We start from the raw sequence: 14,394 nt of genomic DNA on the forward strand, positions 1-14,394 counted from the left end.
CCTTTTCCCTTTTCTTTCATAGAATGTGCCAATGGAAGGAAAGGGAGGCGTTTTCATGAGCGTCATGTACATACAGGGCGGTGCCCCACTGGAGGGGGCATGGCGGGTCCAAGGGGCGAAAAACAGTGTGCTCCCCGTTTTGGCGGGGTGCCTGCTGGCCCCCCAGCCGGTGGTGATTCGCAACTGTCCCCGCCTGTCCGACGTGGACGCCGCCGTGGACATCCTCCAACACCTGGGGGCCAGCTGCCGCTGGGAGGGGGAGGAACTGGTGGTGGATGCCGGGCAAGCCTCGGGCACCGCCATTGACGAGGGCCGTATGCGGGCCATGCGGTCCTCCATTATGTTTCTGGGACCTCTGGCCGCCCGGATGGGGGAGGCCACTCTAACCTATCCCGGTGGCTGTGAGTTGGGGCCCCGGCCCATCGACCTGCACCTGGAGGCCCTGCGGGCCATGGGGTGCCAGGTGGAGGAGCAAGACGGCACCATCACCTGCCGGGGCCGTCCCCGGGGCGGAGTGGTGACCTTGAGATTCCCCAGCGTGGGGGCCACGGAAAATGCCATGTTGTGCGGGGCAGGGGCGGTGGAGGACACCACCATTGTCAACGCCGCCCGGGAGCCGGAGATTGTCCAGCTCCAGCAGTTTCTCAACGCCCTGGGCGGTGAGGTGACGGGTGCCGGAGGCAGCGTCATCACCGTCCGGGGTGGGCGACCCCTCCACGGCGGAGCGATCTCCATTTTGGGCGACCGCATTGTGGCGGCCACTCTGCTGTCCGGGGTGGCGGCGGCAGGGGGCGAGGTGGAGCTCCAGGGCGTGGACTGGCGGCACCTGTCCACGGTGCTCCAGCTGTTTGAGCAGGGGGGATGCCGGGTGCGCAGCGCACCGGGCCGCATCTGGTTTTGCCGTAGGGGAGATATCCCCATGAAGTCGGTGGGGCCGGTGGCCACTGCCCCCTATCCCGGCTTTCCCACCGACGCCCAGGCTCCGGTGATGGCGGCCTTTGCCACTGCCCGGGGTACCACCATTTTTCAAGAGACCATGTTCTCCCGCCGCTTCGGCCATGTGCCGGAATTGCGGGAGATGGGAGCGGATATCTCCCTCCACGGCCAAGGGGCGTGGGTGCGGGGAGTGAAGCGGCTCCACGGGGCCCAAGTGTCCGCCACCGACCTGCGGGGCGGGGGCGCACTGGCCGTGGCCGCCCTGGGGGCCCAGGGTGAGACCCAGCTGCGAGGTGTAGAACACATCGACCGGGGCTATGAGCGCCTGGAGGAGATTTTTAACCGCCTGGGGGCCCAGATACAGCGCAGATAAATTTACCACAGAGGTGATTTGGCATGGCACGTGAGCGGAAGCACCCCCGGCGCACCAGGCGCCGAGGCCGGTTTCGTTTTTTCTATAAATTGATCTCTCTGGTGGCAGTGGTAGCAGCCATTGTCACCGCCTGTGTCATCTTCTTCCGCGTCAATGAGGTGAAGGTAGAGGGCAACTCCCACTACACCGCCCAGGAGATCATTGACGCCTCGGAGATCGAGATGGGGGATAACCTGGTGACCCTGTGGACTTGGCAGATCAACCAGCTGGTGGGCAGCAAGCTGCCCTATGTCCAGCGGGTGGTGGTGGGCCACACCTTCCCGGACAAGGTGACCCTCCAGGTGGTGGAGCGCACGGTGGCCGCCACCGTGGAAGGCAATGGCCGCCAATGGCTCATGGCCTCCGACGGCTACCTGCTGGAGACCACCAACCAAAACCAGGGCATTGCCATTGTGGGCCTGGAGGTGGTGGACCCCCAGGCGGGCCAGCCCATGCAGGTCAGCGAAGCGGACCAGTCCAAGGGGGAGGCCATCGTCCCTCTGATGGAGGCCTTGGACCAGGCGGGGAAGCTGAGCCAGTGTACCCAGTTTGACTGCTCGGCAGCCTCTTCCATTCTGGTCAACTACGGCATCCATCAGCTGCGGTTCCCCCTCCACGGGGACTATGCCCAGATGCTCAACCTGTTCCAGGCGGCTTTGGACAGCGGGCAGGTCCCCAACGAGCCCCGGGTGTTTGACTTTACCATCTTGGATAACCGGGTGTTCATGCAAAATCCCAAGCAGTCTGACAAGCCGGAGCCCAGCCAGGACCCGGACGCCACAGCTTCGGACGCTCCGGACCCCGCGGCCTCCCAGTCTCCGGACCCTGAGCCTTCGGCCTCCACAGAGCCCGCAGCCTCGGCGTCCCCGGAGCCCTCTGCCGCTCCAGAAGCGTGAGACCCATGAGTCCCCATCCCGCCCATGTGTGCGGGGTGGGGGCTTTTTTCGTTTTATTGGCTGGAACTGCCAAAAGGACGCGACAAAATTCTGCAAAAAAACTTGCATTTCACTATTGACCCCGTGAGGAAAAGCCGCTAAAATAAAATGTGATTTGTAGTCTGGATTATTGCAGGCATTGACACAAACTGTTTTGGATATAGGAGGGTCATATTTATGGCTTTTGTCATGGATTCTGAGGTAAAAAGTGGCGACACCTTGAAGGTCATCGGTGTCGGCGGCGGCGGTTGTAACGTGGTCAACCGCATGGTGCGTGTGGGCATGCAGGGCGTGGAGTTCATTGCTGTGAACACCGACCGTCAGTGCCTGGCCGCCTCCGAGGCCACCCAGAAGCTGCCCATCGGCGAGAAGCTCACCGCCGGTAAGGGCGCTGGCGCCAACCCCGAGGTGGGCCGTGAGTCCGCCAAGGAGAGCAAGGACCAGATTTCCGCTCTGCTGGACAACACCGACATGGTGTTCGTCACCGCCGGTATGGGCGGCGGCACCGGCACCGGCGCCGCTCCCGTGGTGGCTGAGATCGCCAAGTCCCGTGGTATCCTCACTGTGGGTGTGGTCACCAAGCCCTTCAGCTTTGAGGGCCGCCGCCGTATGGACCAGGCCATGAAGGGCATTGAGGAGCTGCAGTCCAAGGTGGACTCCCTGGTCATCATCCCCAACGACCGCCTCCAGTACGCCACCGACGAGAAGATCACCTTCGCCAACGCCTTCGCCATCGCCGACGATGTGCTGCGTCAGGCTGTGCAGTCCATCTCCGACCTGATCACCACCACTGGTCTGATCAACCTGGACTTCGCCGACGTCACCGCCGTCATGAAGGATGCCGGTCTGGCCCACATGGGCGTGGGCCGCGCCGCCGGTAAGAACCGCGCGGAGGAGGCCACCCGTCTGGCCATCAACAGCCCCCTGCTGGAGACCTCCATCCAGGGCGCCAAGGGCATCATCGTCAACATCACCGGTCCCATGGACATCGGTCTGGACGAGGTGGAAGTGGCCGCCGAGATGGTCAAGGAAGTGGCCGATCCCGACGCCCTGTTCATGATGGGCGCTGCCTTTGACGACTCCCTCCAGGATGAGATCCGGGTCACCGTCATCGCCACCGGCTTCGGCGGCGTGAGCAACCCCACTCCCGGCAAGGAGGAGGCTGAGCAGCCCAAGGAGAAGGAGAAGGACCCCTTCGACGACATCTTCCAGATTTTCCAGAATAAGTAATCCATATTCACTCGTGCCGCTGCTTTTTGCAGCGGCACGAGCGCTATTTTATCAACAGGAGAGATGGACCATGACGGTACGGGGACGGTTTGCCCCCAGTCCCAGCGGGCGGATGCACCTGGGCAATCTGCTGGCGGCGCTGCTGGCCTGGCTGGATGTGCGCAGCCAGGGCGGGGTGATGGTGCTGCGCATTGAAGACCTGGACCCCCAGCGGTGCTCTCTGGACAAGGCAGCTCAGCTGGTGGAGGATTTACAGTGGCTGGGCCTGGACTGGGACGAGGGCGGCTTAGAGCCGGAGTATTGCCAGTCCCAACGCTCCCACCACTATGAGGCGGCGTTCCGGCGCCTGGAAGAGCTGGGGCTGATCTACCCCTGCTACTGCACCCGGGCGGAGCGCCTGGCCGCCTCGGCCCCCCACGCCTCGGACGGGGCGGTGGTGTATTCAGGCCGCTGCGCCCACCTCACGGCCCAGCAGCAGCAGGACCTGGAGGCAGCGGGGAGACGCCCGGCCTTCCGGGTGCGGGTGCCCCGAGAGGAGATTACCATAGAGGACGGCCACATGGGCCCCTACACCCAGCAGCTGGACCGGGACTGCGGGGACTTCATTGTCCGCCGCTCCGACGGGGTGTGGGCCTATCAGCTGGCTGTGGTGGTGGACGACGCCCTCATGGGCGTGAGCCACGTGGTGCGGGGCTGTGATCTGCTCTCCTCGTCCCCCGCCCAGGCGTGGTTACACCGGACCCTGGGGTATGAGCCGCCCCAGTTTTACCACCTGCCTCTGCTGGTGGACGCCCAGGGGCGGCGGCTATCCAAGCGGGACCGGGACCTGGATATGGGGGTGCTGCGAGAGAAATACACGCCCCAGGAGCTGGTGGGCTGGCTGGGCTGGCTGGCGGGTTTGCAAGATAAGCCAAAAAGTGCCACACCGGACCAGCTGATTTCCCGGTTCCACTGGTCAAAAGTACCGAAAACGTCCATTGTTGTCGGTTCAACTTGACACCCTTTTTTCCAGAGCGTAAAATAAAATATCAATACAATTTTGGAGGAGTGGTAAAATGTCGCAGATTCAATACAATGACAAATTTGTAAAAATGGGTCTGACCTTCGACGACGTGCTGCTGATTCCTGCCGAGAGCAACGTGCTCCCCGCAGACATCGACCTGCACACCCGTCTCACCCGCAAGATCACCCTGAATATCCCTGTGGTGAGTGCCGCCATGGACACGGTCACCGAGTCCCGGATGGCCATCGCCCTGGCCCGGGAAGGCGGTCTGGGTATCATCCACAAGAATATGTCCATCGGCGCTCAGGCCGAGCAGGTGGACATGGTCAAGCGCAGTGAGAACGGCGTTATCACCAACCCCTTCTTCCTCGGCCCAGGCCACACCCTGGCTGAGGCAGACGAGCTGATGGCGAAGTACCGCATCTCTGGTGTGCCCATCTGCGACAACGGCAAGCTCATTGGTATCATCACCAACCGTGATATGAAGTTTGAGACTGACATGTCTCAGCTCATTGACAACGTGATGACCAAGGACAACCTGGTCACCGCTCCCGAGGGCACCACCCTCCAGGAGGCCCGTGAGATCCTCCGCCGCCACAAGATTGAGAAGCTGCCCATCGTGGACAGCGAGAACCACCTGAAGGGCCTCATCACCATCAAGGACATCGACAAGGCCCAGGTGTACCCCAACTCTGCCCGTGATGAGAAGGGCCGCCTGATGGTAGGCGCCGCCATCGGCGTCACCGCCGACGTGCTGGACCGTGTGGCCGCCCTGGTGGAGGCTGGCGCTGACGTGCTGTGCCTGGACTCCGCTCACGGCCACTCCCAGAACATCCTCAACTGCGTCAAGCGCATCAAGAGCCTGTACCCCGACGTGCAGCTCATCGCCGGCAACGTGGCCACTGCCGAGGGCACTCGCGCCCTCATCGAGGCTGGCGCCGACTGCGTGAAGATCGGTATCGGCCCCGGCTCCATCTGCACCACCCGTGTGGTGGCTGGTATCGGCGTGCCTCAGATCACCGCCGTGTACGACGCCGCCCGTGTGGCCGCGGAGTACGACGTGCCCATCATCGCCGACGGCGGTATCAAGTTCTCCGGCGACATCGCCAAGGCCATTGCCGCTGGCGGCAACGTGGTTATGCTGGGCTCCCTGCTGGCTGGCTGCGAGGAGTCCCCCGGCGACACCGAGGTCTACCAGGGCCGTCAGTTCAAGGTCTACCGTGGCATGGGCTCTCTGGGTGCCATGGCCTGCGGCTCCAAGGACCGTTACTTCCAGCAGAACAACAAGAAGCTGGTGCCCGAAGGCGTGGAAGGCCGCGTGCCTTACAAGGGACCTGTGGCCGACACCATCTATCAGATGATGGGCGGCCTGAAGGCCGGTATGGGCTACTGCGGCTGCGGCACCATCGACGAGCTGCGCACCAAGGCCCAGTTCACCCAGATCACTGCCGCCGGTCTCCGGGAGTCTCACCCCCACGATATCTACATCACCAAGGAAGCTCCCAACTACACCGTCAATCCCCAATAATTCTTCGAAAAAATTCCAGAATTTTTTCGAGGGGATGCAGCCCGCTGCATGCATAATCGGGTCAAAGGACGACCCGATTCCACACTGGCGGGCTGAGAGAAGTGTTTTTTCCGATGCGCATGTCCTCGGAAAAAACGCCATTCCAATTTATTTTCCCGCCAGCGGGCGGGAAAACTCTGCCGAGGGCTTTGGCCCATGCAAGCAAGTCCGAATTTCTTGTATGGACGTTGGCTTTTTGACAGTCTTCATCTGCCACAGAGGGAAACCTCTGTGGCAGATTTTTTCATTGCATTCAGTAGCGAAAATCCATATAATGTGGGGAAAGGAGGGATACCCGTTGGAACATCAGATGTTAGACCAGGAGAGAGAGACAGCGGAGGAGACCTCTGAACGGCTGGGGCGGGCACCTCAGCGAACCTCGCAGAAACGGAAACGGCCGGGGAAAACCTGGGTGATGGCCCTGTGTCTGTTGGCGGCCATCTTCGGCGGCCTGTGCTGGAAGGTGTATCAGCTCCACAACCGGGTGGAGTGGCTGCTGGAGAACACTGTGGCCAAGAGCACCATCCGGGACCTGGCCTACCAGTACGGCCTCACCACCACCTTTCTCCAAAAGCTGTTCCCCCAGTCCTATGTGTACATGGGGGCCAACGGCATCACCATTTCGCCTCTCAAGGACGATCTGGCCCAGCACAGCTACGACTGGAGCGGGCTGAGTGAGGAGAACGGACGATATCAGTATACCGCCCCAGACGGCACCCAGGCTCTGGCTGGGGTGGATGTATCCACCTACAATGGGGACATCGACTGGGCGGCGGTGAAGGCTGACGGCATCTCCTTTGCCATGATACGCCTGGGCTTCCGGGGCTACGGGGAGACAGGCAACCTGGTGCTGGATGACAAGTTCCAGCAAAACATCCAGGGAGCCACCCAGGCGGGGCTAGACGTGGGGGTGTACTTCTTCTCCCAGGCCGTCACCGTGGACGAGGCGGTGGAGGAGGCAGAGTATGTGCTGGACGCCCTGGAGGGGGATTCCATCACCTACCCCGTGGTGTTTGACCTGGAGCAGGTGGCCCATGACGAGGCCCGCACCGACGATCTGAGCGTGGAGACTGCCACGGAAATCACCCAGGCGTTTTGCCAAACCATTGCCCAGGCGGGCTATCAGCCTATGATTTACGGCAATGTCACGTGGCTCATGGACCGCATCGACCTGACCCAGCTCACCGAGTACCAGCTGTGGCTGGCTCAGTATCAGAGCACCCCTACCTTCCCCTATCAGTTTACCATGTGGCAGTACAGCCATCAGGGCAGCGTGGCGGGGATTGAGGGGAATGTGGACCTGAATCTACTGCTGACGACCTTGTCCTGAGATGCGTACAACAACCAAAACCACCCATCTGACCTTGCTCGGATGGGTGGTTTTCTTATGATATTGGGTATGGTAGAATAGGAAAAAACTCAGGAAGGAGTGAGAGACTTTGCTCACCCTATTGTATGCCCGGGCGGGGCAGGAAATACGAAGAGACTTGCTGGAGCGGCTGGGGGCGTCCCCGGCCCAGCGCCGCCTGCTGCTGGTGCCTGAGCAGTACTCCCACGAGAGCGAGCGGGCCATGTGCCAGGTGCTGGGAAACGGAGCCTCCCGCACCTGCGAGGTGCTCTCCTTCACCCGACTGGCCGGACGGCTGCGGGAGGTGGCAGGGGGCGGCGCCGCCCCGGTGCTGGACGGGGGCGGGCGGATGCTGCTGATGTACGCCGCCCTGCGTCAGTGCGCCCCCCAGCTGCGTATCTACCGCTCCCCCTCCCGAAAGCCCGCCTTCCTCACCCACGTGCTGGCCACCATCGACGAGTGCAAGAGCTGCTGTGTGCAGCCTCAGCAGCTTTTAGAGGCCGGGGAGGAGCTGGGGGGCCAGCAGGGGGACAAGTGGCGGGACATTGGCCTACTCTACGCCGCCTATGAGGCCCTGGCGGCTCAGGGAGCCGCCGACCCCCGCAGCCGCCTGGACGTGCTGGCCCAGCAGCTCACCGAGACGGGCTGGGCCCAGGGCAAAGAAATCGCCGTATTCGGCTTCACCGACTTCACCCCCCAGGAGGAGCAGGTGCTGGAGCAGCTGATACACCAGGCCCATGTCACCGTGGCCCTGGTATGTGACCCAGACAACGACCCCGAGGGCATCTTTGAGCCCGCCCTGCGGGCCGCCTCCCGGCTCAAGCGTCTGGCTCGCCGGGGCGGGACAGGGGTGGAGGAGCAGAGCCTCCACCGCCCCCAGCCCAGCCACCCGGCCCTGGCCTGGATGGAGGGCTACCTGTACGGGCCCCTGCCTGATCCCTGGACAGCGGAATGCCCTGTGACCCTGGCCCAGGCCGCCACCCCTCGGCAGGAGGTGGAGTGGGCGGCCAGTGAGATTGTGGCGTTGCTGCGCACGGGAGACGTGCGGTGCCGGGACATTGTGGTGTGTCCCCGGCGGCTGGAGGGGTACGGGGAGCTGGTGGAGAGCGTCTTTGCCCAGTACGGCATCCCCGTCTACCTCAGCGCCATGGAGGACGTGCTGCGCCACCCGGTGCTGGCCCTGGTCACTTCGGCTTTGGCGGCGGCTGCCCAGGACTACCCCTATGAGGAGCTGTTCCGCTACCTGAAAACCGACCTCACCCCCCTGACCCAGGACCAGCGGGACACGCTGGAGAACTACGTCCTCACCTGGAACATCAAGGGGAGCCTGTGGACCCGGAAAAAGCCCTGGAACATGCACCCCCAGGGGTACGGCCTCCCCTTCTCGGAGGAGGACACCGCTCTGGTGCAGCGACTGGACAATCTGCGCCGCCAGGTCATCGCCCCTCTGGAGCGGATGCGTAAGTGTCCCGACCAGGGAGGAGCCGGGCGGGCCCAGGCCCTCTATCAGCTGTTGGAGGACATCGACCTGCCCAAGCGCCTGGAAGAGCGGGCGGCCAGCCTGGAGCGCCGGGGCGACCTGAACACTGCCGCCCAGTACCGCCAGCTGTGGGATATTGTGGTGGGTGGCCTGGAGCAGTGCGCCCTGCTGCTGGGGGATACCCAGCTGGAGATGGAGGAGTTTGCCCGCCTCTTCGCCCTGGTGCTCAGCCAGTACGACGTGGGAGCCATCCCCGTGTCCCTGGACCGGGTCACGGTCGGCGAGGCCCCCCGCATGGCCCACAAGGAGTGCAAATACCTGTTTTTCCTGGGGGCGGACTCCACCGCCATCCCCAGCTGTGCCCCCGCCGCCGGACTCTTCTCCGACCAGGACCGGGAGGCTCTGGCGGCCTTGGAGGTGGAGCTGGCCTCCCGGCAGGAGGAGCAGCTGCGGCGAGAATTGACCATCGTGTACGAGACCTGTGCTCGCCCCACCCAGGGGCTGTATGTCAGCTACGCCCAGCAGGACGGGGCGGGGCAGGAGCGGGGGCCCAGCTTCCTCTATGAGCGGCTCACCCAGCTGTTTCCCACTGCCCGACACGGCGACCCCGCCGACGTGGCCTGTCGTCTGGCCGCCCCCGGCCCCGCCTTAGAGGCGGCGGGACGAGTGGGGCAGGTGCGGACGGTGTTGTCCCAGCTGCCCGACATGCGGGACCGGGTGCAGCGGCTCCAGGAGGCGGGACAGTGGCGGCGCGGCCGCCTGTCCCCCCAGGGGGTGCGTACCTTGTACGGCAAGGCGGTGCCCATGTCCGCCACCCGGCTGGACCTGTACCAGTCCTGTCACTTCTGCCACTTCCTCCGGTTTGGACTCAAGGCCCAGCCCCGGAAGCGGGCCAAGTTCGCCCCCTCTGACTACGGCACCTTTGTCCATGCGGTGCTGGAGGAAGTGCTGGGCCAGCACCCCGCCCCAGAGCAGTGCCGGGCCCTGGCCAAGGAGGCGGCGGACCGCTATGAAACCGAGGTGCTCCAGGGCCTGGAGGACGAGACTGCCCGGTTCCGCTGGCTCTTCGACCGCATGAAACAGTCGGTGCTCACCGTGGTGGACAGCGTGGCCGGGGAGCTGTCCGCCTCCCAGTTCGTCCCCGTGTGGCTGGAGCTGGGCTTCGGCCGCGGGGAGCAGCTGCCCCCGGTGGAGGTGGAGCAGGACGGCATTACCCTGCGTCTGTCCGGCTTTGTGGACCGGGTGGACAGCTGGGAGCACGAAGGAAAGCGCTACCTGCGGGTGGTGGACTATAAAACCGGAAAGAAGGCCTTCGACTTTGCGGAGGTGGAGGACGGGCGGGGCTTACAGATGCTCCTCTACCTCTTCGCCCTCAGCCGCAACGGCGAGGCCCTGTTTGGAGACCAGACCCTCATCCCCGCCGGGGTGCTGTATGTGCCTGCCCGCACCGCTCTGGTGGACGGCAGCCGCAACACCGACCCTCAAGCGGTGGCCCAGGAGCAGGAAAAACAGCTTCGCCGCCAGGGGCTGGTGCTGGATGACCCGGCGGTCATTGACGCCATGGAGGAGGCTCCAGACGGCAAATACCGCTATCTGCCCATCAACTCCCGCAACCGGGACTGCCTGGTCAATGCCGAGCAGATGCAGGAGCTGGACGAGTATGTCACCCAGGTGCTGCGCCAGGCCGCCAGCCAGGTGGCGGTGGGCAACATTGACGCCGACCCCTATTGGCGGGACGCCCAGCACAACGCCTGTCAGTGGTGTGAGTTCCGCTCCGCCTGCCACTTTGAGGAGTGCCTGGGGGACACCCTGCGCCGGAGACGGAGCAAGCGGGCGGTGGAATTTTGGAATTGGATGAAGGACCGAATGGGAGGTGGAGACCATGGCAATTGAACTCACTCGCCAGCAGCAGGCGGTGGTGGATAATCGGGGGGGCGACCTGCTGGTGTCTGCGGCCGCCGGTTCCGGCAAGACCCGGGTGTTGGTGGAGCGTCTGATGCAGCGCATCGAGCAGGGGGAAGATGTGGACCGCTTCCTGGTCATCACCTTCACCAATGCCGCCGCCGCGGAGCTGCGGGACCGCATTGCCGCCGCCATCCATGCCCGGCTGGCCCAAAGACCCAACGACCGCCACCTGCGCCGCAATGCTACTCTAGTCTATCAGGCCCAGATCTGCACCATTGACGCCTTCTGTCTGGACTTCTTGCGCCAATGGGGCCACCTGGCCGGGCTGGACCCGGACTTCCGCCTGTGTGACCAGGGCACCGGGGAGGAGCTGCGGAGGGAGGCCCTGGAGGAGGTGCTGGAGAGGAGGTACGCCAACATTGCAAACGATCCGGGCTTCCAGGCCCTGGCCGACAGCATGGCCGGGGACCGGGACGACCAGACCCTGGAGTCGGTCATTCTGGATATCCACGCCAAGGTGCAGAGCCAGGCCAGTCCCCTGGACTGGCTCATGGAGCGCAAGGCAGACTTTGATTTGACCGGGGAGACCGCCCCGGAGGACACCCCCTGGGGCAAGCTGCTCCTCTCCGATGCCCAGGAGCTGGCCCAATACTGGGCCCACACTCTGCAAGGGGTGTTGCAGGAACTGGAGGACGACCCCATTTTGTGGAACAACTATGGAGGCACCTTGGGCACCACCATTTACGGCCTGGAGCGGGTGCGGGAGGCCCAGGGCTGGGACGAGCTGGCCCAGGCCTTGCAGCAGGTGGCCTTCGAGCGCCCCAAGGCCAAGCGAGGGGACTGCGACGAGGCCCTGAAGGAGCGGGCCAAGGGATTGCGGGAGAGTTGCAAAAAGCAGCTGGAGAAGCTGCGCCAGCGCTTCCAGGTGTCCGCAGCGGAGGCCATGGAGGACCTGCGGGCCATTGCCCCCGCCATGACCGCCCTGTTGGACGTGGTGGCGGAGTTCGACCGGGCCTTTGTGGCCCTCAAGGGCCGACACCGCCTCATTGACTTTGCCGATGGGGAGCACCTCACCGCCGCCCTCCTCACCGACGGGGAGGGGAATCCCTCGCCCCTGGCCCTGGAGTGGCGCAAGCGGTATGTGGAAATCATGGTGGACGAGTACCAGGACACCAACGGGGTGCAAAACGCCATTTTTGATGCCCTGTCCCAGGGGGACAACCTGTTCCTGGTGGGAGACGTGAAGCAGTCCATCTATCGCTTTCGCCTGGCAGACCCCACCATCTTCCTGGACAAGTACCGTTGCTTTGCCCCCTGGGAGACGGCGGAAAAAGGGCAGGGGCGCACCATCCCCCTGTCCGCCAACTTCCGCTCTCGCCCGGAGGTGCTGGACGCTACCAACTTTGTCTTTCGCAACGTGATGACCCAATCCGTGGGAGAGCTGGACTACGATGAGAACCAGGCCCTGCGCCACGGGCGGCAGGATTTGCAGCCCGACCCCCAGTATGCCACCGAGCTTTGTTGTGTGGACTTGTCCCAGCTGCCCGACCAGGAGGACAAGGTGAACAAGGACCTGGTGCAGGCCCGGCTGGTGGCCCGGCGGATGAAGGAGCTGCTGGCCTCGGGGCTTCCCATCGGGGACCGCCCCCTGCGCCCCGACGACATGGTGATTTTGCTCCGCTCCCCCGGCTCCACCCTGCGGTGGTATGCCGCCGCCCTGGACGAGGCGGGTATTCCCTGGAGCGCCGAAGGGGGGAGGGAGTTCTTCGGCACCACCGAGATTTCGGTGGCCATCTCCCTGTTGCAGGTGGTGGACAACCCCCGCCAGGATGTGCCCCTGCTGGCCGTCCTCCGCTCCCCGGTGTTGGGATTCTCCCCGGACCGTCTGGCCCAGCTGCGGGCCGGGTGCTCTGGCTGCGTGTATGAGGCGGTGGAGGCGGGGGCCCAGCGGGAGGAGGCGGACTGCGTGGCCTTCCTGGCCCTCTTGGGGGAGCTGCGGGCCCTGGCCGCCGAAGAGAGCAGCCACAAGCTGCTGTGGTACATCTACCAGCGCACCGACCTGCCCGCCATCTTTGCCGCCATGCCCCAGGGCGGGGCTCGCAGAGCCAACCTCATGGCCCTGTACGAGGAGGCCAGGCGGTTTGAATCTGGAGGCCACAAGGGCCTCATGGCCTTTCTCATCCACCTCACCCGCCTGGCGGAAAACGGCCTGCCTGTCCCTGTGGAGGGGGAGAGCGTGGGGGGCGTGCGCATTCTGTCCATCCACCGCTCCAAGGGTCTGGAGTTCCCCGTGGTGTTCCTGTGCGGCTTAGAGCACCAGTTCAACACCGAGGACACCCGGTCCACCATCCTCTTCCACCCGGACTTAGGCCTGGGGCCCAAGCGGGTGGACCGCCAGCGGATGCTCCGCTACTCCACCATTGCCCGGGACGGGGTGGCTCTTCGTTTGAGCCAGCAGCTCATCGCCGAGGAGATGCGCCTTTTGTACGTGGCCATGACCCGGGCCGAGCACAAGCTCATTCTATTCACCAGCGTCAACGGCAAGAATTTGAAGCTGGACAAGCTGGCGGCCCAGGCCCAGTGCCCGCCGCCGCCCCGGCAGGTGGCGGGGGCCTCCTGCATGGCCGAGTGGGTGCTCACCCCCGCTCTGTGCCGGGAGGACAGCCAGCCCCTGTGGGATGAGCTGGGCCTCCAGCGCCCGTGCAGCGCCCCCCAGCAGGGGTACCGCTGGGACGTGAAGCTACTAACCCCCACCCAGGAGGATGCGGCCCGGGTGGGCCCCCTGGAGATGGGCGGGGAGGCAGAGCAGGGGGTGGAGCTGCCCGCTGGGTGGCAGGACGCCCTCACCTGGAGCTATCCACACCAGGTGTCTGCCCAGATGCCCTCCAAGCTTACCGCCACCCAGCTCAAGGGCCGGGATAAGGACGCCGAGGCGGCCCAGGACGGGGTGGAATATGCCCCCGCCAAGCCCACGGTGACATTGCGCCGCCCGGTGTTCCAGGGTCAGCGGCCCCTCACCCCCGCCCAACAGGGTACCGCCCTGCACATGGTGATGCAGTATCTGAACTTTGACCGCACCCATACCCTGGAGGAGATTCAGGAGGAGATTGCCCGGCTGGTGGCGATGCAGTTTATCACACCCCAGCAGGGGGAGGCGGTGGACCCAGGGCGGGTGCTGGCCTTTTTCCGGTCTCCGCTGGGCCAGCGACTGGTGGCCTCGCCCCAGATGGAGCGGGAATTTAAATTTTCCATGCTGGTGCCCGCCGCCGACTACTACCCCAACGCCGAGGCGGGGGAGGAGGTGCTGCTCCAGGGCGTGGTGGACTGCTGGTTTGTGGAGGAAGACGGCACGGTGACGGTGCTGGACTTCAAGACCGACCGGGTCAGTGAGGCCACCGTGGAGCAGCGAGCCAAGGAATATCGACCCCAGCTGGAGGCTTACAGCCGGGCCCTGTCCCAGGCTCTGGAGCGTCCGGTGGGCCGCTGTACCCTGTGGTTTTTCAGCCTGGGGGAAGAAATCAGCTGGAAAATAAAATAATTTGAAAAAGCCCTTGCTTTTTCTCCCTAAGCGTGGTAAG

The 14,394-nt window shown here is 64.2% G+C and carries 8 protein-coding genes; all 8 read left to right on the forward strand.

Annotated features, from left to right (window positions below; all coding sequences use genetic code 11):
• Positions 1 to 55: 55 nt before the first annotated feature.
• The 8 genes from murA (at position 56) to addA (ending at position 14,354) form a co-directional block, all read left to right on the forward strand.
• Entirely contained in the window at positions 56 to 1,309 is a 1,254-nt protein-coding gene (gene murA / locus B5F12_RS05080; protein WP_087231276.1) for a UDP-N-acetylglucosamine 1-carboxyvinyltransferase, read from the forward strand.
• 23 nt (positions 1,310 to 1,332) lie between these two features.
• A complete protein-coding gene (locus tag B5F12_RS05085) occupies positions 1,333 to 2,244 on the forward strand; it encodes an FtsQ-type POTRA domain-containing protein (RefSeq protein WP_087231279.1) in 912 nt (303 codons plus the stop codon).
• A 216-nt stretch (positions 2,245 to 2,460) separates the two neighbouring features.
• The gene (gene ftsZ / locus B5F12_RS05090) at positions 2,461 to 3,513 is read left to right on the forward strand and encodes a cell division protein FtsZ (protein ID WP_087231282.1); all 1,053 of its coding nucleotides are present in this window, start codon (positions 2,461 to 2,463) and stop codon (positions 3,511 to 3,513) included.
• Between the two features lie 70 nt (positions 3,514 to 3,583).
• Positions 3,584 to 4,510: a tRNA glutamyl-Q(34) synthetase GluQRS gene (gene gluQRS / locus B5F12_RS05095; protein ID WP_087231285.1), complete on the forward strand. Its 927-nt coding sequence runs from the start codon at positions 3,584 to 3,586 to the stop codon at positions 4,508 to 4,510.
• A 58-nt stretch (positions 4,511 to 4,568) separates the two neighbouring features.
• Positions 4,569 to 6,044 carry an IMP dehydrogenase gene (gene guaB / locus B5F12_RS05100; RefSeq protein ID WP_087231288.1) on the forward strand — a complete coding sequence of 492 codons (1,476 nt, stop codon included), beginning with the start codon at positions 4,569 to 4,571 and terminating at the stop codon, positions 6,042 to 6,044.
• 337 nt (positions 6,045 to 6,381) lie between these two features.
• On the forward strand, positions 6,382 to 7,413 hold the full coding sequence (locus B5F12_RS05105; RefSeq protein WP_158096753.1) for a glycoside hydrolase family 25 protein: 1,032 nt from the start codon (positions 6,382 to 6,384) through the stop codon (positions 7,411 to 7,413).
• 109 nt (positions 7,414 to 7,522) lie between these two features.
• Positions 7,523 to 10,804 carry a PD-(D/E)XK nuclease family protein gene (locus B5F12_RS05110; RefSeq protein WP_242954899.1) on the forward strand — a complete coding sequence of 1,094 codons (3,282 nt, stop codon included), beginning with the start codon at positions 7,523 to 7,525 and terminating at the stop codon, positions 10,802 to 10,804.
• On the forward strand, positions 10,794 to 14,354 hold the full coding sequence (addA, locus tag B5F12_RS05115) for a helicase-exonuclease AddAB subunit AddA (RefSeq protein ID WP_087231294.1): 3,561 nt from the start codon (positions 10,794 to 10,796) through the stop codon (positions 14,352 to 14,354). Before B5F12_RS05110 ends, addA begins: the two co-directional genes overlap by 11 nt.
• The last annotated feature ends 40 nt before the right edge of the window (positions 14,355 to 14,394 follow it).

The sequence above is a fragment of the Pseudoflavonifractor sp. An176 genome, from assembly GCF_002160435.1.
Classification (GTDB): Bacteria; Bacillota; Clostridia; order Oscillospirales; family Oscillospiraceae; genus Enterenecus; species Enterenecus faecium.